The organism is Nocardia yamanashiensis NBRC 100130 (assembly GCF_001613325.1).
In the GTDB taxonomy this organism is placed as follows: domain Bacteria; phylum Actinomycetota; class Actinomycetes; order Mycobacteriales; family Mycobacteriaceae; genus Nocardia; species Nocardia yamanashiensis.
In genome coordinates this window covers 35653-56123 of the sequence record NZ_BDCD01000044.1, presented here as the reverse complement: position 1 = coordinate 56123, position 20471 = coordinate 35653, and the positions used below count along the sequence as shown (strand labels likewise).

General features: G+C 68.4%; 18 protein-coding genes and 1 tRNA gene. 13 read left to right on the top strand and 6 right to left on the bottom strand.

The genetic code is table 11. From position 1 onward, the window contains the following. Positions 1–96 precede the first annotated feature (96 nt). Positions 97–513, top strand: coding sequence for a hypothetical protein (locus tag NY1_RS37710; protein ID WP_067722166.1), 417 nt, complete (start codon positions 97–99; stop codon positions 511–513). Here NY1_RS37710 and NY1_RS37705 read toward each other — a convergent pair. From NY1_RS37705 to icmF, 3 genes are all read right to left on the bottom strand, one after another. Continuing rightward, entirely contained in the window at positions 506–1492 is a 987-nt protein-coding gene (locus NY1_RS37705) for a methyltransferase (RefSeq protein WP_084536103.1), read from the bottom strand. The two genes, NY1_RS37710 and NY1_RS37705, sit on opposite strands and share 8 nt — an antisense overlap. Before the next feature lie 128 nt (positions 1493–1620). Beyond that, positions 1621–2679 (bottom strand): amidohydrolase family protein, encoded by a 1059-nt coding sequence (locus tag NY1_RS37700; protein WP_233434659.1) that lies wholly within the window; start codon positions 2677–2679, stop codon positions 1621–1623. A gap of 51 nt (positions 2680–2730) precedes the next feature. After that, complete coding sequence (gene icmF, locus NY1_RS37695; RefSeq protein WP_067722160.1) at positions 2731–5940, bottom strand: fused isobutyryl-CoA mutase/GTPase IcmF; 3210 nt, start codon at positions 5938–5940, stop codon at positions 2731–2733. 136 nt (positions 5941–6076) lie between these two features. Here icmF and NY1_RS37690 point away from each other — a divergent pair, with 136 nt between their 5' ends. The 6 genes from NY1_RS37690 (at position 6077) to NY1_RS37665 (ending at position 12924) form a co-directional block, all read left to right on the top strand. Continuing rightward, positions 6077–7576 carry a CoA-acylating methylmalonate-semialdehyde dehydrogenase gene (locus tag NY1_RS37690; protein WP_067722158.1) on the top strand — a complete coding sequence of 500 codons (1500 nt, stop codon included), beginning with the start codon at positions 6077–6079 and terminating at the stop codon, positions 7574–7576. A gap of 3 nt (positions 7577–7579) precedes the next feature. Next, positions 7580–8719, top strand: coding sequence for an acyl-CoA dehydrogenase family protein (locus NY1_RS37685; protein WP_067722156.1), 1140 nt, complete (start codon positions 7580–7582; stop codon positions 8717–8719). Then, a complete protein-coding gene (locus NY1_RS37680; protein ID WP_067722154.1) occupies positions 8716–9801 on the top strand; it encodes an enoyl-CoA hydratase/isomerase family protein in 1086 nt (361 codons plus the stop codon). The genes NY1_RS37685 and NY1_RS37680 overlap by 4 nt, the downstream gene beginning before the upstream one ends. Next, entirely contained in the window at positions 9798–10706 is a 909-nt protein-coding gene (gene mmsB, locus NY1_RS37675) for a 3-hydroxyisobutyrate dehydrogenase (protein ID WP_267888490.1), read from the top strand. The genes NY1_RS37680 and mmsB overlap by 4 nt, the downstream gene beginning before the upstream one ends. Further along, entirely contained in the window at positions 10703–11479 is a 777-nt protein-coding gene (locus NY1_RS37670) for an enoyl-CoA hydratase (protein ID WP_067722152.1), read from the top strand. Before mmsB ends, NY1_RS37670 begins: the two co-directional genes overlap by 4 nt. A 116-nt stretch (positions 11480–11595) precedes the next feature. After that, the gene (locus tag NY1_RS37665; protein ID WP_067722150.1) at positions 11596–12924 is read left to right on the top strand and encodes a hypothetical protein; all 1329 of its coding nucleotides are present in this window, start codon (positions 11596–11598) and stop codon (positions 12922–12924) included. 6 nt (positions 12925–12930) lie between these two features. On the opposite strand, the gene NY1_RS37660 is transcribed toward NY1_RS37665, so the two are convergent. Further along, positions 12931–13980, bottom strand: coding sequence for an acetate and sugar kinases/Hsc70/actin family protein (locus NY1_RS37660; protein ID WP_067722192.1), 1050 nt, complete (start codon positions 13978–13980; stop codon positions 12931–12933). A 76-nt stretch (positions 13981–14056) separates the two neighbouring features. Beyond that, complete coding sequence (locus NY1_RS37655) at positions 14057–14599, bottom strand: MarR family winged helix-turn-helix transcriptional regulator (protein WP_067722148.1); 543 nt, start codon at positions 14597–14599, stop codon at positions 14057–14059. Positions 14600–14709: 110 nt separating this feature from the next. Here NY1_RS37655 and NY1_RS37650 point away from each other — a divergent pair. After that, positions 14710–14781 (top strand) — tRNA-Cys (locus tag NY1_RS37650). Between the two features lie 54 nt (positions 14782–14835). On the opposite strand, the gene NY1_RS37645 is transcribed toward NY1_RS37650, so the two are convergent. Continuing rightward, positions 14836–15318, bottom strand: coding sequence for an Rv0361 family membrane protein (locus NY1_RS37645; protein ID WP_067722147.1), 483 nt, complete (start codon positions 15316–15318; stop codon positions 14836–14838). A gap of 152 nt (positions 15319–15470) precedes the next feature. On the opposite strand from NY1_RS37645, the gene NY1_RS37640 reads away from it, so the two are divergent. The 5 genes from NY1_RS37640 to NY1_RS37620 all read left to right on the top strand — a co-directional run bounded on the left by NY1_RS37640 (position 15471) and on the right by NY1_RS37620 (position 20453). Further along, positions 15471–16490, top strand: coding sequence for an iron ABC transporter substrate-binding protein (locus tag NY1_RS37640; RefSeq protein ID WP_067722145.1), 1020 nt, complete (start codon positions 15471–15473; stop codon positions 16488–16490). Between the two features lie 2 nt (positions 16491–16492). Next, complete coding sequence (locus NY1_RS37635) at positions 16493–18043, top strand: ABC transporter permease (RefSeq protein WP_067722143.1); 1551 nt, start codon at positions 16493–16495, stop codon at positions 18041–18043. Further along, a complete protein-coding gene (locus NY1_RS37630; RefSeq protein ID WP_067722141.1) occupies positions 18040–19140 on the top strand; it encodes an ABC transporter ATP-binding protein in 1101 nt (366 codons plus the stop codon). The genes NY1_RS37635 and NY1_RS37630 overlap by 4 nt, the downstream gene beginning before the upstream one ends. A gap of 308 nt (positions 19141–19448) precedes the next feature. Next, positions 19449–19796 carry a hypothetical protein gene (locus NY1_RS37625; protein WP_067722139.1) on the top strand — a complete coding sequence of 116 codons (348 nt, stop codon included), beginning with the start codon at positions 19449–19451 and terminating at the stop codon, positions 19794–19796. A 48-nt stretch (positions 19797–19844) separates the two neighbouring features. Further along, the gene (locus NY1_RS37620) at positions 19845–20453 is read left to right on the top strand and encodes a TIGR03086 family metal-binding protein (RefSeq protein WP_067722137.1); all 609 of its coding nucleotides are present in this window, start codon (positions 19845–19847) and stop codon (positions 20451–20453) included. Positions 20454–20471 lie beyond the last annotated feature (18 nt).

Here is a 20471-nt window from a genome sequence, read left to right as displayed (position 1 = left end):
GTGCGGGCGTCCCATAACCTCCGAGGTTATTGAGACGCTGCTCGCGGCAGGGGAGCGTCGGAGGCGGAATTCAGCCAGCTACGGGAGGTTTCGCTCATGACCGTCATCACCGCGTCCGCCACATCCGCCGCGCCGGTCGTTCCGCTGCGGACGGCCCTGCGCCTGGACGGTGCGGGCACCGGCGTCTTCGGCATCTTCATGCTGGCCGCCGCCCGGGCGCTGCGGGATCCGCTCGGCCTGCCGACGGCCTGGTCGATTCCGTTCGGCGTCGCCATGCTCGGCGGGGCCATCGCGCTGCTGTTGATCGCCGGCTACCCGGAAATACCCGTGCGCCTGGGCTATTCGGTGGTTGCCGTCAATGCGGCATCGGCGGTCGGGCTGATCGCGCTGACCTGGTCCGGGCTGATCGATCTGACCGGGTGGGGCATCGCGTTCCTGCTCATCGGCGCGGTCTTCGTCGCGGTGTTCGCGGCGCTGGAATGGGCGGGTGCGCGTGCGCTGGGAGCTATTTGAGTGCCCAGACCATGGATTCCGCGCCCGTCAGCGGGACCGTGCGGGCATCGCGGAATCCGGCGTCCGCCAGCCATTCACGCAGATCGGCGCCGGTGTAGTCGAAGCCGCCGGGGGTTTCGATGAGCATGTTGAGGCTCATCAGGAGGGCGGTCAGGTTGGTGCGGCGGTCGTCGTCGATGAGGGTTTCGTAGACGATGATCGCGCCGCCGGCGGGGAGGGCGCGGTACGCCTTTTCCAGGAGCAGGCGTTTGGTGGCGAGGTCCCAGTCGTGCAGGATGTGGCCGAAGACCAGGACGTCGGCGGCGGGGAGTTCGTCGGCGAAGAAGTCGCCGGGGTGGAAGCGGGCGCGATCGCCCAGGGCGGCAACGTATTCGGTGAAGAGGGGTGCGACGGCGGGTAGGTCGAAGCCGGTGCCGGTGAGGTGGGGGTGGTGGTCGAGGACGGTGCGCAGCAGTGCGCCCTGGGCGGTGCCGATATCGGTCATGGTCTGCCATTTCTCCCAGGGGAACGCCTTGGCTATGGCTCGGGCGCTGGGCAGGGACAGACCGGTCATGGCGCGCTGGAAGTCCCGGAGTTTGCGGCCGTCCTGGTACAGGGTGGCGAAGAAGTCGCCGCCGTTCTTGGCCTCGTTCTGCGGTTGGCCGGTGCGAAGGCCCTCGGTCAGGTCGCCCCAGAAGCCGTAGAGGCGGCTCGCGGCCATTTCCAGGAAACCGCCGACGTATTCGTCCCGGGTGCGGTCCAGATGGGCGGCCGTCTCGGGTGTGTTGGCGTAGCGGCCGCCGGTGCGCCGCAGCATCCCCATGGCGACCAGCGCGTCCAGGAAGTCACGAGCCGAGCGCGGGTGCAGGCCGAGTTTGTCGCGCAACTCCTCCAGGGTGAGTTCCCGGTCGCCCAGCACGGTGAACACGCCGAGTTCGACCGCGCTGAGCAAAGTCCTGGACTCCCAGAACGCCATTCCGATCCCGAGAATCCGTTCCATGGCGAGCAACCCTAGTCATGGCAAACCCTTGGCTATGGGTGCGCCACACCTATGGCCGGGATTCGCTCATGAAGGGAACAACTCTCGTAGCTCTCAGGGGCAAGGCCCCGAAACCCGGGTAGCGGCGGTCAGTCCCCGACCCCGTACACCCGCTGCGCGTTGGTGCGGAAGACCTGATCCAGGGCGGCGGCGTCCGCGCCGTGGTCGGTGAGCGCCGTCGCGACCGCCGCGGCGGCATTGGGAATGCTCGTAATCGGTTTGTCCACTGGGAAATTCGAGCCCCACAGCAGCCGGTCCGGGCCGAACACGTCCAGGGCGTGGTGCAGCAGGGGTGAAATGCGGTCGAGCAGTACGGGTACCGGGGTGGGCTCGCCGCGCGGCGGCACCGGGTGGCCGAGGATCGGCATCATCAGCCCGCTCACCTTGGCCACCACGTTCGGATGCGTTGCCAGCGCGGCGATATCGTCGCGCCAGCGCACGAACAGCTCGCGGCGCTCACCCGGATTGCGCCCGGTGTGCTTGCCGACCGGCCCGAAAATCCCGGCGGGCGTACCGAGATGGTTGAGCACGATGGTGGCGTCCGGGTAGTGCCCGGCCAGCGCCGTCACCTCGGGCAGCTGATTCGAGTAGACCCAGGCTTCGAAACCCAGCTTGCGTTCGGCCAGCGCGGCGAAACCGTCCAGGAAACGCGGGGCGGTGAGCGCGCCCGGTTCCTTGTTGTGCGCGCGGACACCGGAATCCGGGTGGTATTCGACCCGGGTGCGAATGCCCCGGAACAGCGGCGAGGCCGCGCGATGGGCGTCGAGGAGTTCGGCGAATCCGGGTCGCGCCGGATCGGCCGCGCCGACGATCGCGCCCAGTAGCGGCGTGTCCACCCCGAACGGCAGGCTCGCCACCCAGCGGGTCTCGTCGACCTGGCGCAGCGGCCCCTTCCCGGTCCATTCCACTTCGATGTGCACGATCGCCTCGACCGGCACCTCGCCCGCATCGGCGCGATAGTCGGCGGGCAGATACGGGGCGACGAAAGGCGCTGGGTCGCCGACGAATTCACGATCCCGGCGCGGCGCCACCCGTTTGGCGACATCGATCGGAACGGGCAGATACCGGAAGAGTTTGGCCACCGGGCTGAACTCGCGCGGGGTGGTCAGCGGATCCCACTGGTGAATGTGCGCATCGACGACTGTCATTCCCGCAAGGTCCATGACGTCCCTTCCGTCCGAATCGGCTGATTCGGATTGTCACACATTCCGGCGGTACTGACCTCCAACCGTGAAGAACGCATCGGTGATCTGCTGCAGCGTGCACACCCGGGCCGCGTTCATCAGCACCTCGAATACATTGGCGTCGCCGGCCGCCGCGGCCGCCAGTTCCGCCAGCGCCGCCGGGGCCTCCCCGCGATGGCGGGCGGTGAACTCGCGCACCCGCTCCAGCTGCGACTGCTTCTCGCTCTCGGTGCCGCGCGCCAATTCCAGCACCCGCTGCTCCTCGCCGTGCGGATTGCGGAAGGTGTTGACGCCGATGATCGGCAGGCTGCCCTCGTGCTTGCGCCGTTCGTACAGCATGGATTCGTCCTGGATGCGCCCGCGCTGATATCCGGTCTCCATGGCCCCGAGCACCCCGCCGCGTTCGCTGATCCGCTCGAATTCGCGCAGTACCGCCTCTTCCACCAGGTCGGTCAGCTCGTCGATGACGAAACTGCCCTGCAGCGGGTTCTCGTTCATGGCGAGCCCCCATTCCCGGTTGATGATGAGCTGAATGGCCAGCGCCCGGCGCACCGATTCCTCGGTGGGCGTGGTCACCGCCTCGTCGTAGGCATTGGTGTGCAGGCTGTTGCAATTGTCGTAGACCGCGATCAGCGCCTGCAGCGTGGTGCGAATGTCGTTGAAGCTCATCTCCTGTGCGTGCAGCGACCGGCCGGAGGTCTGAATGTGGTACTTGAGTTTCTGCGAGCGGTCGTTGGCCCCGTACTTGTCGCGCATGGCGATCGCCCAGATGCGCCGCGCCACCCGGCCGATCACCGAGTATTCCGCGTCCATGCCATTGGAGAAGAAGAAGGACAGGTTCGGCGCGAAATCGTCGATGCGCATACCGCGCGCCAGATACGCCTCCACGTAGGTGAAGCCGTTGGCGAGGGTGAAGGCCAGCTGGCTGATCGGGTTCGCGCCCGCCTCGGCGATGTGATATCCGGAGATGGAGACCGAATAGAAATTGCGAACGCTGTTGCGCACGAACCATTCCTGGATGTCGGCCATCATGCGCAGACTGAATTCGGTGGAGAAGATGCAGGTGTTCTGGCCCTGATCCTCCTTGAGAATGTCGGCCTGCACGGTGCCGCGCACGGTGGCCAGGGTGCGGGCCCGCAATTCCGCGGCTTCCGCGGCGGTCGGTTCGCATCCCTCGGCGGCCGAGAACTGTTCCAGCGCTTGATCCATGGCGGCATTGAGATAGAACGCCAGGATGGTCGGCGCGGGGCCGTTGATGGTCATGGACACCGAGGTGCTGGGCGCGTCCAGGTCGAAACCGTCGTAGAGCGCCTTCATATCGTCGAGGGTGGCGATGGAGACCCCGGAGGTGCCGACCTTGCCGTAGATGTCGGGCCGTTCGGCGGGATCGTGGCCGTAGAGCGTCACCGAGTCGAAGGCGGTCGAAAGCCGTTTGGCGTCGGCGTGTTCGGAGAGCACCTTGAACCGGCGATTGGTGCGGAAGGCATCGCCCTCGCCCGCGAACATGCGGGCCGGATCCTCGCCGTCGCGCTTGAACGGGAACACCCCCGCCGTGTACGGGAAGTGGCCGGGCAGGTGCTCGGCGCGCAGGAAACGCAGCAGCTCACCGTGATCGGTGTAGCGGGGGAGCGCCACCCGGGGAATCGAGCTGCCGGACAGGGTTTCCCGGCGCAGCGGCGTGCGCAGCTCCTTGTCGCGGACCCGCACGATCTGCTCGTCACCCTGATACGACTCGGCGAGGGCGGGCCACCGCGCGATCAGATCCGCGCTCTCCGAGGGCAATTCGCGCCGGGCGCGTTCGAGCAGCTCCGCGACCGATGCCTCCCCGGGCAGTTCGGCCAGCACCTGCTCGAACCGCTGCACCCGCTGCGCCGCCGGCACCTGCCGCGCCGTCTCCGCGTGATACCCGCGCACCGTCTCCGCGATCTCGGCCAGATACCGCACCCGCGCGGGCGGAATGATCTGCGCGAACCGGGTCGAGGCCCGGGTGTCCACCCGCGGCAGCACGCCGGGTTCGAGCGGCAGTCCGTGCTCGGCGAGCCGGGCGCTCAGTTCCTGATAGAGCGCCGTCACCCCGTCGTCGTTGAAAGTGGCCGCGCTGGTGCCGAATACCGGCATGTCCTCCGGTAGGGCGTGGAAGTCCTCGCGATTGCGGACCAGCTGTCGCGACACGTCCCGCAGCGCGTCCTCGGCCCCGCGCCGCTCGAACTTGTTGATGGCCACCACATCCGCGTAATCGAGCATGTCGATCTTCTCGAGCTGGGAGGCCGCGCCGAACTCCGGCGTCATCACATACAGCGATACGTCCACGTGCCCGGTGATCTCGGCATCGCCCTGCCCGATACCGGGGGTCTCCAGCACCACCAGGTCGTAACCCGCTGCCTGGCAGGCGATCACCATCTCGTCGATATTGCGCGGCACCTCGCGCTCGCCCCGGGTGGCGAGGGAACGGAAGAAGACCCGGTCGCCGTCCAGGGCGTTCATCCGGATGCGGTCGCCGAGCAGCGCGCCGCCGCCGCGCCGCCGGGTCGGATCCACCGCGAGCACCGCGACCCGCAGCTTGTCCTGCTGGTCGGTGCGCAGCCGCCGCACCAATTCATCGGTGAGAGAGGACTTTCCGGAACCACCGGTGCCGGTGATGCCCAGCACGGGGACCCGGCGCGCGGCCGCGGCGGAGGTCAGAGTCGCCAGCGCCTCCGCGGGCAGATTGTCCTGCTGCAAACAGGTCAGCGTGCGCGCCAGCGCGGCGCGGTCGCCGGTCAGCACCGCGTCGATATCCGGCGGCGACACCGACAGATCCACATCGCAGCCCGCGATCAGCTGATTGATCATGCCCGGCAGGCCGAGCCGCTGTCCGTCCTCCGGCGAGAAGATCGTCACCCCGGACTCGGCCAGCCGCGCGATCTCCTCCGGAATGATCACCCCACCGCCCCCGCCGAAGATCCGCACATGCCCGGCCCCGGCTTCTTGCAATGCCTTCGCCAGGTACTCGAAGTACTCGATGTGCCCGCCCTGATACGAGCTGACGGCCACGCCCTGCACGTCCTCGGTGACGGCGGCGTCCACCACCTCGCTCACCGCCCGGTTGTGCCCGAGATGGATCACCTCGGCCCCCTGCGATTGCAGGATTCTCCGCATGATGTTGATAGCCGCGTCGTGGCCGTCGAACAGTGCCGCGGCGGTCACGAACCGCACGGGATGGGCCGGGACATGCAGGTCGGCCATGGGTTCTCCAAGTTTCGGGGAGTCATTGCACACCGGTAGCTGCTGTGAATTATCCCACAACCAATACTTGGATGTCCAACTATAGGATCGCCAACGTACCGCGCAATTCGCGCGCAAGCTTCGAGACAGGACTGGCATGGTTCGCGAACTCACCCACTTCATCGGCGGGCAGCACGTCCCGGGAACGTCCGGCAAATTCGGCGACGTCTACAACCCGAGCACCGGGCAGGTGCAGGCGCGGGTGCCCCTGGCGTCCAAGTCCGAGGTGGAAGCCGTCATCGCGAATGCAGCCGCGGCGCAGCGCGAATGGGCCGCGTTCAATCCGCAGAAGCGCGCCCGTGTGCTGATGAAGTTCCTGACCCTGGTGCAGGACGAGATGGATTCGCTGGCCGCGCTGCTCTCCGCCGAGCACGGTAAGACCATCCCCGACGCCAAGGGTGATATCCAGCGCGGGCTCGAGGTCATCGAATTCGCCACCGGCATCCCGCATCTGCTCAAGGGCGAGTACACCGAGAGCGCCGGCACCGGCATCGACGTGTACTCCATGCGGCAGCCGCTCGGCGTGGTCGCGGGCATCACCCCGTTCAACTTCCCGGCCATGATCCCGCTGTGGAAGGCCGGACCGGCGCTGGCCTGCGGTAACGCCTTCGTGCTCAAGCCCTCCGAGCGCGACCCCTCGGTGCCGCTGCGATTGGCCGAGCTGTTCCTCGAGGCCGGGCTGCCGGCCGGTGTGTTCAACGTGGTCAACGGCGACAAGGAAGCCGTCGACACGCTGCTCAACGACGATCGGATCAAGGCCGTCGGCTTCGTCGGCTCCACCCCGATCGCGCAGTACATCTACGAGACCGCGACCGCCAACGGCAAGCGCGCGCAGTGCTTCGGCGGAGCCAAGAACCACGCCATCGTCATGCCGGACGCCGACCTCGACGATGTGGCCGACCAGCTCATCGGCGCGGGCTACGGGTCGGCGGGCGAGCGCTGCATGGCCATCTCGGTGGCGGTGCCGGTGGGCGAGGAGACCGCGGATCGCCTGCGCGACAAGCTGATCGAGCGCGTCGGCAAGCTCAATGTCGGCCTCTCCGACGATCCGGGTGCGGACTTCGGCCCGTTGGTCGGGCGCGACGGCGTGGACCGCGTGAACAACTACGTGCAGATCGGCGTGGACGAAGGCGCGGAGCTGGTCATCGACGGGCGCGGCCTGGTGGTCGAGGGCGGCGAGGAGGGCTTCTTCTCCGGCGCAACGCTTTTCGATCGCGTCACCCCCGAGATGCGGATCTACAAGGAGGAGATCTTCGGTCCGGTGCTGGCCATCGTGCGCGCCAAGGACTACGAGGAGGCCCTCGCGCTGCCCAACGAGCACGAATACGGCAATGGCGTGGCCATCTTCACCCGTGACGGCGACACCGCCCGCGACTTCGCGGCGCGCGTGCAGGTCGGCATGGTCGGCATCAATGTGCCCATCCCGGTGCCGATCGCGTACCACACCTTCGGCGGCTGGAAGCGTTCCGGCTTCGGCGATCTCAACCAGCACGGCCCGGACTCGATCCGCTTCTACACCAAGACCAAGACGGTGACGCAGCGCTGGCCCTCCGGTCTCAAGGAGTCCAACGCCTTCGTCATCCCGACCATGGACTGACCGATGTTCGTACTAGACGAGGAAGAGCAGGCGATCGTCGAGACCGCCCGCTCCTTCGCCGACGAGCTACTGGCGCCGAACGCGCTGGAATGGGACGAGCGCAAACACTTCCCGGTGGATGTGCTGCGCAAGGCCGGATCGCTCGGGCTGGGCGGCATCTACGTGCGTGAGGACGTGGGCGGGTCGGAGCTGCGGCGGCTGGACGCGGTGCGCATCTTCGAACAGCTCGCCACCGGCTGCCCGGCCATCGCCGCCTACATCTCCATCCACAATATGGCGACGTGGATGATCGACACGTACGGCGATGCGGCGCAACGGAATCGGTGGCTGCCGGGGCTCACGTCGATGGACCTGCTGGCCAGTTACGCGCTCACCGAACCGTCGGTGGGCTCGGACGCGGCGGCCTTGAGCACCAGGGCCGTTCGTGACGGCGACGACTATCTGCTCACCGGGGTCAAGCAATTCATCTCCGGGGCGGGCAGCACCGACGTCTACGTGATCATGGCGCGCACCGGAACCGAAGGGGCGCGGGGGATTTCCGCGTTCATCGTGCCCGCCGATACACCGGGACTGTCCTTCGGCGCCAACGAGAAGAAGATGGGCTGGAACGCGCAGCCCACCCGCCAGGTCATTCTCGACAATGCCCGGGTGCCCGCCGCCAACCTGCTCGGCGCCGAGGGCAACGGCTTCCGCATCGCCATGAACGGGCTCAACGGCGGCCGGCTGAATATCGCCGCCTGCTCCCTGGGCGGCGCGCAGGCGGCCCTGGACAAGACCGTGGCCTATCTGGCCGAGCGCAAGGCCTTCGGTTCGCGCCTGCTGGACAACACCGCGCTGCAGTTCGAGCTGGCCGATATGCGCACGTCTTTGGAGGCCGCCCGCACCCTGCTGTGGCGCGCCGCCGGGGCCCTGGACGCCGACGCCCCCGACAAGGTGGAGCTGTGCGCCATGGCCAAGCGGTTCGCCACCGACGCCGGGTTCGATGTGGCCAACAAGGCCCTGCAATTGCACGGTGGCTACGGTTACCTGGCCGAATACGGTATCGAGAAGATCGTTCGCGACCTGCGGGTGCATCAGATTCTCGAGGGGACCAACGAGATCATGCGGGTGGTTGTCGCCCGCTCGGTAGTAGGAGCAGCATGAGCGAGCCTGAGGTTTTGATCGACAAGCGCGACGGGCTCGGACTCATCACGCTGAACCGGCCCAAGGCCATCAACGCGCTGACCCATGCGATGGCGCTGGTCATCCTGGACGCCCTGCGCGCGTGGGAGCACGACTACGAGGTGCGCACCGTGGTGCTCACCGGTGCGGGCGAACGCGGGCTGTGCGCGGGCGGCGACATCGTGGCCATCCACAACGACGCGAAGAGCATCGTCGCGGGGGCGAGTGGCGTTGCCGCCGCGGAATCGGCGACCGGGAAGTTCTGGCGCGACGAGTACATCCTGAATGCCTACATCGGCCGGTACCCGAAGCCGTACGTGGCGGTCATGGACGGCATCGTGATGGGCGGCGGCGTCGGGCTGTCCGGGCACGCCTCGCATCGCGTGGTCACCGAACGCTCGATGGTCGGCATGCCCGAGGTCGGCATCGGCTTCATTCCGGACGTGGGCGGCACCTACCTGCTGTCGCACGCGGCCGGTGAGATCGGCACCCACGTCGGGCTCACCACCGCGCGCATGAACGCCGGGGATGCCATCGCCGCCGGATTCGCGGACTATTTCGTTCCGTCCGAACAGCTTCCGGCGCTGCTGGACGCGCTGCGGGAGAACCCCGCCGATGTGGCGATCGCGAAATTCGCGCAGCCCGCGCCGGTTTCGGAGTTCGTGGCCCAGCGCGACTGGATCGACGCCTGCTACAGCGCGGACACCGTCGAGGAGATCGTGAACCGGCTGCGCAACGACGGCCGCGCCGAGGCCGCCAAGGCCGCGACCGATCTGCTGGCGAAATCGCCTGTCGCGGTGAAGGTCACGCTGCGCTCGCTGCGGTCCGCGCGCACCGCCGCGGACCTGGAGACCGCGCTGAACTCCGAATACCGGGTGTCGATCGCCTCGCTCGCCACCCACGACCTGGTGGAGGGCATTCGCGCCCAGGTCATCGACAAGGATCGCAATCCGCAATGGTCGCCCGCGACCCTGGCGGACGTCACCGACGCCGACGTGGACGCCTACTTCGTCCCGCTCGGCGCGCACGAATTGGGTTTGGCCGCACCGAAGGACGAGCAGTGAGCACAGATGTGAACAAGAAGGTCGCCTTCCTCGGCCTCGGGCACATGGGCGGACCGATGGCCGCCAACCTGGTCAAGGCCGGATACGACGTCCTGGCCTTCGATCCCGTGCCCGCGGCGCAGGAACAGGCGAAGGCAGACGGCGCGACCGTGGTCGGCAGCGCCGGCGAGGCCGTGGCGGCCTCGGACCTCGTCGTCACCATGCTGCCCAACGGGCGCATCGTGCTCGACCTCTACTCCGAGATCCTCGCGGCCGCCAAGCCGGGCACGCTGTTCGTGGACTGCTCGACCATCGACGTGGCCGATGCCAAGCGGGCCGCGGAACTGGCTGTGGCAGCGGGACACCGGGCCCTGGACGCCCCGGTCTCCGGCGGTGTGGCGGGCGCGGCGGCGGGCACCCTCACCTTCATGGTGGGCGGCGCGGACGCCGACTTCGCCGACGCCCTGCCGCTGCTGGAGGTCATGGGCGGCAAGGTCGTGCACTGCGGCGGCGCGGGCGTCGGCCAGGCCGCCAAGATCTGCAACAACATGCTGCTGGGCATTTCGATGATCGGGCTGGGCGAGGCCATCGTGCTGGGGGAGAAGCTGGGGCTCACGCACGACAAGTTCTTCGATGTGGTGTCCACCGCGTCGGGGCAGTCGTGGGCGCTGACGTCCTACTGCCCGGTGCCGGGACCGGTGCCGACCAGCCCCGCGAACAACGACTACCAGCCGGGCTTCGCGACCGCGCTGATGACCAAGGATCTGGGTCTGGCCGCCAGTGCGTTGCAGGCCAACGGGGTCGACGGGCAGATCGGGCAGCTCGCGGCCGAGATCTACCAGCGCTTCAACCAGGACGAAGCGGGCAAGGACTTCTCGGCTATCGTCACCGATATCCGTAAGCGATCTGGAGAGGAACCCGCGTGAGTGAGTTCGAGACCATTCTGTTGGAGCGGAAGGGCCGCGTCGCCCTCATCACGCTCAACCGGCCGAAGGCCCTGAACGCGCTGAATTCGCAAGTCCTCGAAGACATCTCGGCGGCGCTCGACGAACTCGAGCACGACGCCGAGATCGGCGCGGTCGTGCTCACCGGTTCGGACCGGGCCTTCGCGGCCGGCGCCGACATCAAGGAGATGCAGACCAAGTCCTACATGGACATGTTCCTCGCCGACCACTTCGCCGGCTGGGACCGCCTGGTCGCCTTCCGCAAGCCGATCATCGCGGCCGTCGCGGGCTACGCGCTGGGCGGCGGCTGCGAACTGGCCATGATGTGCGACATCCTGATCGCCGCCGACACCGCCAAGTTCGGGCAGCCGGAGATCAAGCTCGGCGTCATCCCCGGCATGGGCGGCTCGCAGCGCCTCACCCGCGCCGTCGGCAAGGCCAAGGCCATGGATCTCGTTCTCACCGGCCGCAATATGGACGCCGAGGAAGCCGAGCGCGCCGGCCTGGTCTCCCGCATCGTCCCGGCCGCCGACCTGGTCTCGACCGCGCTCGAGGTGGCCACCACCATCGCCTCCATGTCGCTGCCCTCGGTCATGATCGCCAAGGAAGCCGTCGACCGCTCCTTCGAAACCACCCTCACCGAGGGCCTGCGTTTCGAACGCCGCGTCTTCCACTCGCTGTTCGCCACCGACGATCAGAAGGAAGGCATGACCGCCTTCGTCGAGAAGCGCGCGCCGAACTTCGGCAACAAGTAGGCTGCGCTCACGCTCCACCGCAACGTCCCGCCCTTCTTTCCGGAAAGGCGGGGCGTTTCGTGTCGGTAGGGCCGAACAGCATTGCGGTGCAGGTCGATCGAGTTGGGGGTTTGCCGATGCGGGCGGAGCTGGTCCACACGGTCGAACAGCTGTGCGCCACCGATTTCGGCGATTGGTCGATGCGGGCGGTGCTGCGCGCGGCGGCCACCACGCCGGGCTGGTGGACGGTGAAGTCCACGCACGCCTGGACCCGGATCGCCACGCCCGCAGGCTATCTCGACTTCCAGCGGGGGAAGGCCGGAGCCCCGGGCCCGGAATACCGGGGCGCACAGCTGTCGCTACCGCCCCATCTGCACGACGCCGCCGACTTCGCCACCCTCGCCGCGGAATTGGCGCGGGCGGGCACACCCGTACCGCATCGTTCGACGACCGTCGCCACCGGATTGCGCTGGCAACTGCCCGATCGCACCCTGCTGTTGCAACGCAGCAGCCGGTTGGCCTGGCTGGAGTTACGCCCGACCCGGCCGGTCACGAATGTGGTGCCGGTACGAGATCTGGAACGCATCGAGCGGGTGGCGCGAACGGTACACGACCTCGGACCTGGGCCGTGGCCGCCGGACGGGCTGGAAATGGCTGCCGCAGAGCAGATTTCGGTTATCACCCTGTGGGAACACCGGAATCGCGCGGCGGTGGCCGAACGCGGGGCGATCTTCGGCGCGGTGCTGGACGCGGTGGTCGGCGTCATCGGCGGGCCCACGCTGTACGGTGGCCGGTCCGATGGCCCGGAAGTGCGCTGGCGCAGCGCGAACCGCACGCTGATCCTGCGCGGCCGGGTCGATGAGATCCGCTTCGAAGGGCACGACACCGACACCGTCGAACGCGACGAGAGTCTCGAATTCGAATGGGGCGGTACGCGATTCGAGTCGGACCCGCACGATTTCGGCGACCTGCCCTATCTCTGGCAGCTCGATCGCAATGGCCCCGGCGACAATCCGGAATGGTTCCCCGGCGGCAGACCGGCGCAGGCCATGAGTCATTGGCACGATGCGCTGACCCTGTTGTTCACCGCCCTGCTCGAACAGCTGATCCCGCAGGTCGGAGCCGAGTCGCTGGAATTCCAGATCCTGCTGCCCGATGAGACGACCCGCATTGCGGTATCGCTCGGGGCGGGTGGCCTGAGCGTGCAGCTCCTGCATTCCGACGCCGGCTACGCCACGGCCCCCGCCACCGTGATGCGAGCGCGCGGCTGGCAGAACCCGACCTGGTACGGATGGGCCACGACGTTCCCGGCCGGTGCGCCGGAGTGTGCCGTCGCGGCCGCGGCGCTGCTGGTCGCGGAAGCGCAGGCGCGCGGGGTGCGGTCGCCGGCCGAACTCCGCCGCACCGACGCGTCCTGTGGTGGGCGCGGTGTGCTGCGGCTGACCGGGCTGGGTATCGGGCGGTGAGGTAGCTCAGCCGTGCTTGGGCGGACCGACCACTTCGACGGTCGGGGGTTTGCCGTCGGTGTGGTCGCCGGTCTGCCGGTCCAGCGCGAGCGCGCCCACGATGGTGCCGCCCAGGGTGGCGGTGACGGCGACCGCGGCCACCAGCTTCTTGCGCGATACCGGCGAATCGGGATTGGCGTGGGCGTGCACCACCGGCGCGGACCGGACGCTGCGCACCCGGCGCGCGGAGGGGCGTTCGGCGGCCAGCAGGACCGCGCCGCGGGTGGAGACGAACTCGGGTTCCGGGTCGTAGATCAGCGGCATGGCCAGCTGGTGTTTCAGCTCGTCGCGGATGCTCTTGTTGCGGGAACAGCCGCCGAGCAGGGCCACCGCCGAGGGGTGCACGCCGGTCTCCTCGACCATGTGCCGGATGAAAGAAGCCGAATGGTGGATGCCGGCTTCGACGAGCTCGGCGAAATCACTGCGGGTGACCACGGTGCGGTGGCCGGAGATCGGATCGCAGACCGTCAATACCCGGTCCGAGGCGAGCGCTTCCTTGTGCCGGCGGGTGACGCCCATATCCACGGTGACGCCGCCCCGCACGAGTAACCAGCGTAGGAGGGCGTCGTGGCCGTCGCCGCTGAGCACGGTGCTGCGCTTGGTGGCGATGATGGCGTCGGTGCGGCAGTCGATCTGGGTCAGGGTGAGACCGGAAGCGCCCAGGTCGTAGAGGACTACCGACCCCTCGGCGGGCAGGCGGCCGGTGAACCGCAGATAGCGCAGCTGCGCGACCGGTTCGTCGATGACGGTGAGGCGATTGCGGCCGGCCGTGGTGCGCAGCGCATCGGCGTGCGAGGTGCAACGGCAGGTGGCGGCGATGCCGGTAATGAATTCGTCGCGCTTGGCGGCGGACTTGCGCATCAGGCGGATGGCCTCGAAAACGCCCTCTTCGATGCCGCCGCCGCTGCGCCTGGGCACCAGGCAGCGGTCGATGGGCGGCAGATGCGGCTGGTCGGAATGGGTGAGCATGGCGCGTGCGCCAGCAGCGCCCGCCGACACCCCGAGGACCAGCACCATGGCCTCCATGGTGAACCTATTCCGGTCCGAATCCAAGACTATGACGCAGGAAATTGGCTACTCGGATGCTGGACGGTTACTGTCCGGCCCAGCGGCTGGCCTCGCTACCGGTGTCGAAGTCGCCCGCGGCTTGCCGGAATTCCGCCAGCAATTGCAGCAACAACTGCAAACGCTCCGGCGGCAGGCCGGCATCGGCGAAGACCTGCCGATTCAATTGACCGGTGGCCTTGTCGACCAATTCCCGCCCGGCATCGGTGATTTCGATCAAGGTGGCCCGGCGGTCGCTGGGATGCGGGACCCGCTTCACAAGCTTCGCAGCCTCGAGCCGGTCCACGGTATTGGTGACGCTGGTCGGATGCACCTGCAGCCGGGCGCTGGCCACCGCCATCGGCAACGCACCCGTTTTGCTGAAGTTCAGCAGCATCAGTAGCTCGTAGCGGGAGAACGTCAGCCCGGAGGGCTTCAACGCCACATCCACCCGCGCCATCACGATCTGCTGCGCCCGCACCAGCGAGGTGACCGCCGCCATCCCGTCGGCGACATCGCCCCAGCCGTGCTCGGACCACTGGCGATGCGCCTCCTCGATGGGATCGAGCGGCAGGGGACGGGGCCGAGACATGCCCCGATCATCGCACGGCGGCCCCGTATCGTCCGACATCGTTGGAATCACCCTGATTTCAACGATGGGCACGGCCGCTCCGGACGGCCAGAATGGACCGGACAAAGCATGCGGGTGTGTCCGAGTGGTTTAGGAGAGGGTCTGCAAAGCCCTTCACGCGGGTTCAATTCCCGCCGCTCGCTCTGTCGGATCGGCCCCGGTGAGATTCTCACCGGGGCCTTTTCGTGCGCCGGCCGCTATTTCCCGTCCGAGGAACAGACCTTCCAGCTGCCGTCCTCCCGGCGGAGGTGCTCATTGCCGGTGGTCTGTTTGCCTTCCGCGCCGGGCAGTGCGACGGTGCCCTTCATTTCGGCGGTGGCCCGGTCGCCGGTGATGGCGATCTTGCCGACCGAATCGATGTTGATCTCGAAGCGGCCCTGTTCGGCGGCTTTCTTCTGGGCGTCCGAAAGTGCTTGGTATTCGGTGCGATCGGGGGCGCAGGCCTTGGTGGAGGCGACGCCCGGCCCCTCCTTGCTGAGGGCCTGATAGAAGTCCCGGACCGCCGATTCGACCTGCTGTTCCTCGGTCTTGGCGGTGCCGGTGGAGCCGGCCGCGGCAGTGCAGCCGCTCAGCAGGGTGGCGCCCAGGGCGAGCGCCCCGATCAGTAGGTGAAGCTTGCTTGAAGATTGCTGAACGTCCTGAACTGCGCTGTACCGTTGTCCGCCGGGCGGGAAGGTCATCGGGTTCCTTGTGCTCGCGCCACCACTGAATGTCCGCAGACTACGGCAAAACCGTTGCGATTCGGTGGGGTGCCGCCTCCGTCCGGTTTCAATGGTTGTACGTTGGTTAGCCAAACCTCAGCGATGAGGATTGGCGTGTCGAAAGGACGGTCATGACGGCGGCTCGATGGAAACTCGTCTCCGGAGCGCTCGCGGCTATCACGCTGCTCGGAGTCACGGCCTGCTCCAACTCGTCCGGCGACGACAACGAGATCCTCGTCTACAACGCCCAGCACGAGTCGCTGACCAAGGAGTGGGCCGCGGCCTTCACCAAGCAGACCGGCATCAAGGTCACCCTGCGCCAGGGCGGCGACACCGATCTCGGTAACCAGCTCGTGGCCGAGGGCAAGAACTCGCCCGCCGACGTCTTCCTCACCGAGAACTCGCCCGCCATGGCGCTGGTCGAGAACGCCGGGCTCTTCGCCGATCTGGACCAGGGCACCGTCGCCAATGTGCCCGCCGAATACCGCCCGTCCACCGGCAAATGGACCGGAATCGCCGCGCGCTCCACGGTTTTCGTCTACAACACCGGCAAGCTGACCGCCGACCAGCTGCCCACGTCGCTGCTGGATCTGCAGCAGCCGCAGTGGAAGGGCAAGTGGAGCGCGGGCGCGTCCGGCGCCGACTTCCAGGCCATCGTGGCCGCCCTGCTGGAGCTGAAGGGCGAGGACGCGACCAGGGCGTGGCTGAAGGGCATGAAGGAGAACGCCATCGTCTCGCAGAACAATGTGACGACCATGAAGGGCGTCAATGCGGGACAGTTCGACGGCGGCGTGATCTACCACTACTACTGGTACCGCGATCAGGCCAAGACCAAGGAGAACAGCGGCAATACCGCGCTGTACTACTTCAAGAACCAGGATCCGGGCGCCTTCGTCTCCATTTCCGGTGGCGGCGTGCTGAAGTCGAGCAAGAAGCAGGAGAACGCGCAGAAGTTCGTCGCCTTCATCACCTCGCAGCAGGGCCAGGAGGTGCTGCGCGACGGTGACTCGATGGAGTACCCGGTGGCGAGCAATGTGAGCGCCAATCCCGCCCTGCCGCCGCTGAACACGCTCGGCGCGCCCAAGATCGATCCCGCCAAGCTGGACGCCAAGAAGGTCACCCAGCTCATGACCGAGGCGGGTCTGCTCTAACCGTGGCAGTCCGGACCGCTGTAGCCACCCGGGCCACCAGGCCCGGGCTTCTCGTCACGATCGCCGCACTGCTCCTGGTGGCGGCGACTTTCGTGCCCTTGGGCTACATCGTGTCCACCCTGATCTCCAATGGCGTGAGCGAGACCGCGCACCTGGTGTTCCGGGCGCGCGTCGGCGAATTGCTGCAGAACACCGCGAGTCTCGTGGTGCTCACCGTGCCGATCTGCGTGGTGCTGGGCGTCGGCCTGGCCTGGATCGTGGAACGCACCGACGTGCCCGGCACCGCGCTGTGGGGGCCGATCTTCGCCGCTCCCTTGGCCGTTCCCGCCTTCGTCAATTCCTACGGCTGGGTGAGCGCGTTCCCGTCGCTGCACGGCCTGTGGGCGGGCGTGCTCATCGCCACCATGTCGTATTTCCCGCTGGTCTATCTGCCCGCCGCGGCCACCCTGCGGCGGCTGGATCCGGCGGTGGAGGAATCGGCGCGGGCGCTGGGCTCGGGGCCGTTCGAGGTGTTCGTGCGCGTGGTGCTGCCGCAATTGCGGCTCGCGATTCTCGGTGGCGGACTGCTGATCTCGCTGCACCTGCTCGCCGAATACGGCGCGTTCGTCATGGTGCGGTTCTCCACCTTCACCACCGCCATCTTCGAGCAGTACCAGTCGAGCTTCGCCGGATCGGCGGGCAGCACCCTGGCCGGCGTGCTGGTGCTGTGCTGCCTGGTGCTGCTGGCCGGGGAATCGGCCGCCCGCGGGCACGCGCGCTATGCCCGGATCGGCAGCGGCGTGCCGCGTGCGGCGGTGCGGGTCCGGCTCGGCGCCGGTAAGGCCCCGATGTTCCTGCTGCTGGCCGCCGCCCTGGTGGCGGCGCTCGGGGTGCCGCTGTGGACCATCCTGCGCTGGCTGCGCATCGGCGGTGCGGCGGTGTGGGATTGGGCCGATATCGGCGAGGCGCTCGGGCAGACCGTTGGCCTGGCCGCCACCGCCGCGGTGATCACCACGCTGTGCGCCTTCCCGGTGGCCTGGATCGCGGTGCGCTCCACCTCGCGATTCGCCCGCGTCATCGAGGGCTGCAACTACATCACCAGTTCGCTGCCGGGCATCGTGATCGCGCTGGCCATGGTGACGGTGACGCTGAAATGGCTGCCCGCCGTGTACCAGACCGCCGCCATGGTGCTGGCCGCGTACACGCTCATGTTTCTGCCGCGCGCCCTGGTGAGCGTGCGCGCGGGGCTGGCGCAGGTGCCGGTCGGCCTGGAGGAGGTGTCGCAGGCGCTCGGAAAGTCGGGTGCCGTCACCTTCTTCCGCGTCACGCTGCGCCTCACCGCCCCGGCCGCCGCTGCCGCCGCCGCCATGGTCTTCGTGGCGGTGGCCACCGAGCTCACCGCGACACTGCTGTTGGCTCCCAACGGAACTCGCACCCTGGCCATGCGCTTCTGGTCGCTGTCCGGCGAACTGGACTACGCGGCGGCCGCGCCCTACGCGCTGATCATGATCATCGCGGCGGTGCCGGTCACGTATCTGCTGTTCACTCAATCCAGAAAGGCGGCGGGGGTATGAGTCGTCTTGTCGTAGAGAATGTTTCGAAGCACTTCGGGGGCAACCTGGTGCTCGATGGGATCTGCCTCGATGTGCCCGACGGCAGCGCCACCGCCGTGGTCGGGTCCTCCGGGTGCGGTAAGACCACGCTGCTGCGGGTGATCGCCGGATTCGAGCACCCGGACTCCGGATCGGTGTCCGTCGGCGCGGAAACCGTTACCCGCCAAGGGTTCACGCTGCCCGCGCATCGCCGCAATATCGGGTACGTGGCGCAGGACGGGGCGCTGTTCCCGCATCTGACGGTGGGACAGAACATCGCTTACGGCCTGAACGGCGGCCTGGCCGGACGGCGAAAGCACAAGCAGCGCATCGCCGAACTCCTGGACATGGTGTCGCTGGACGCGTCCTACGCCGACCGCCGCCCGCATCAGCTCTCCGGCGGCCAGCAGCAGCGCGTCGCCCTGGCCCGTGCGCTGGCTCGCAAGCCCGAGGTGATGCTGCTCGACGAGCCCTTCAGCGCGCTCGACACCGGGCTGCGCGCCGCCACCCGCCAGGCCGTCGCCGAAACCCTGCGCGCGGCGGGCATGACCAGCATTCTGGTCACCCACGACCAGGAAGAGGCGCTGTCCTTCGCCGATCAGGTCGCGGTCATGTGCACCGGCCGCTTCACCCAGGTGGGCGCGCCCGCCGAGGTCTACGCCGCCCCGGCCGACCTGTTCACCGCCGGATTCCTCGGCGACACCGTGCTGCTCGACGCCACCGTCGGGGCCGGCACCGCCGATACCGCGCTGGGCCGCATCCCGGTCCAGTCCGGCGCCCCGAATTCCGCCGCCACCGTCATGATGCGACCGGAACAGCTTGTCGCCCATGTGGTTTCGAACGGCAGCCGCGGCCGCGCGACGGTCCGCGCCGTCGAGTTCCGGGGCGCGGACGTCATGCTGAGCCTGGACCTGGACGGCCGGGCCGAGCCGATCCAGGTGCGCCGGGTCAGCGTCGGCGCACCCACCGTCGGCGATCGGGTGGATATCGAAGTCCTCGGCGCGGCAGTGGCTTTCACGTCGGAGCAGTGTGCCGCGGCCGCGGCGCGGAACGGTTCGGCCGTCGCGTCGGCGGCGTGAGAGTACGAGCAGCCGCGACGCCATCGGAGAGCACGACGAACGGCACGATCGAGGTGCCGGCCCGGGAGGCGATGGCGGCGAAGCGATTGCCGTCGACGCGCGGCGTCGGCGTCACCGCACGCTGCGATTCGGTCCATAGCGCCCGTGCGCTACCGGCGACGGCGGCGAAGCTACCGGCGACGGCGGCGAATTCGAGCGGACCCGGCGCTGCGGCGGGATCGCCCGGTGTGGGAATGCGACCGGCCCACCGTGGCGAGCACCTATATTGACCGGTGGACCAACTGTCCGGATTGATCCGAGGAGATCCTTTGCGCCGCACGCTGTTCGCCCTGTCCCTTCTCGCCGCCGCCTGCGCCGCGACCCCGCTCGCCGCCGCCGAGCCCGCCGACGCCGCGGTCCAGGTGCGGGCCGTGTGGGGGCCCGAACAGTTCCCGATCGGCGAGGTCGCCGCCGAGGTCGCGCCGTGCGCCGGCGGGGCCCCGGCCACCGTGACCACCGCCGCCGACGGTACCGCGACCTTCCACGGCGGCGCGGGCTGCTACCAGGTCAAGGTGGCCACCCCCACCGGCTGCTCGCTCGACGGCGACGCCACCCAGCAGGTCACGGCCGTCCCGGGCATCACCCCCACCGCCACCTTCCGATTCCGCTGCGCCTGAGTGCTGAAGGCTCCACGAACGGCTTTGCGGCAGGACTACTCTGGCGGCATGGGCGACACATCGCGTTCGGACCCGACCGTCGATCTGGTGGAACGGGCGGTCGCCCAGCTGGGCGACGTCATCGCCGCCGTGCGTCCGGACCAGGCCGGACTTCCCACTCCGTGCCAGGAGTGGCGGGTGGGCCGGTTGCTGGACCATCTCGTCGGGCAGGATCTGCCCGCCTTCACCACCGCCGCGCGCGGCGAGGACGTGGACTGGGCGTCGGTCCCGCACGAGGAGATCGACGCCGACTGGAGCGCGGAATTCGAGGTGCGCTCGGGCCCGCTGCTGGACGCGTGGCGTGCGGGCGACCTGGATCGCCCGGTCCGGGCGATGGGCGGGACCGGTCCGCTGCGCGGGCGCGCAGATCAGCAGATCGCCGAATTCGCCATGCACACTTGGGATCTCGCCCGCGCCACCGGGCAGCAACCGGAACTGGACCCGGAACTCGCCGAACGCGCGCTGGCCTGGTCCAAGCGATTGCTGCGGCCGGAGTATCGCGGTCCCGGCAAGGCCTTCGGCCCGGAAGTACCGATCCCCGCGGACGCGCCCGCCTACGACCGGCTGGCCGCCTGGTTCGGCCGGGATCCGCACTGGCACGCCAGCGCTTCCGCCTGACCCGCCGCAGCACTCTGC

Coding starts and splice junctions, on each gene's coding strand:
- NY1_RS37710 (WP_067722166.1), top strand. CDS start 97: ATGACCGTCATCACCGCGTCCGCCACATCCGCCGCGCCGGTCGTTCCG.
- NY1_RS37680 (WP_067722154.1), top strand. CDS start 8,716: ATGAGCGAGCCTGAGGTTTTGATCGACAAGCGCGACGGGCTCGGACTC.
- NY1_RS37660 (WP_067722192.1), bottom strand. CDS start 13,980: ATGGTGCTGGTCCTCGGGGTGTCGGCGGGCGCTGCTGGCGCACGCGCC.
- NY1_RS37630 (WP_067722141.1), top strand. CDS start 18,040: ATGAGTCGTCTTGTCGTAGAGAATGTTTCGAAGCACTTCGGGGGCAAC.
- NY1_RS37705 (WP_084536103.1), bottom strand. CDS start 1,492: ATGGAACGGATTCTCGGGATCGGAATGGCGTTCTGGGAGTCCAGGACT.
- icmF (WP_067722160.1), bottom strand. CDS start 5,940: ATGGCCGACCTGCATGTCCCGGCCCATCCCGTGCGGTTCGTGACCGCC.
- NY1_RS37690 (WP_067722158.1), top strand. CDS start 6,077: ATGGTTCGCGAACTCACCCACTTCATCGGCGGGCAGCACGTCCCGGGA.
- NY1_RS37700 (WP_233434659.1), bottom strand. CDS start 2,679: ATGACAGTCGTCGATGCGCACATTCACCAGTGGGATCCGCTGACCACC.
- NY1_RS37620 (WP_067722137.1), top strand. CDS start 19,845: ATGGGCGACACATCGCGTTCGGACCCGACCGTCGATCTGGTGGAACGG.
- NY1_RS37645 (WP_067722147.1), bottom strand. CDS start 15,318: ATGACCTTCCCGCCCGGCGGACAACGGTACAGCGCAGTTCAGGACGTT.
- NY1_RS37685 (WP_067722156.1), top strand. CDS start 7,580: ATGTTCGTACTAGACGAGGAAGAGCAGGCGATCGTCGAGACCGCCCGC.
- NY1_RS37640 (WP_067722145.1), top strand. CDS start 15,471: ATGACGGCGGCTCGATGGAAACTCGTCTCCGGAGCGCTCGCGGCTATC.
- NY1_RS37665 (WP_067722150.1), top strand. CDS start 11,596: ATGCGGGCGGAGCTGGTCCACACGGTCGAACAGCTGTGCGCCACCGAT.
- NY1_RS37655 (WP_067722148.1), bottom strand. CDS start 14,599: ATGTCTCGGCCCCGTCCCCTGCCGCTCGATCCCATCGAGGAGGCGCAT.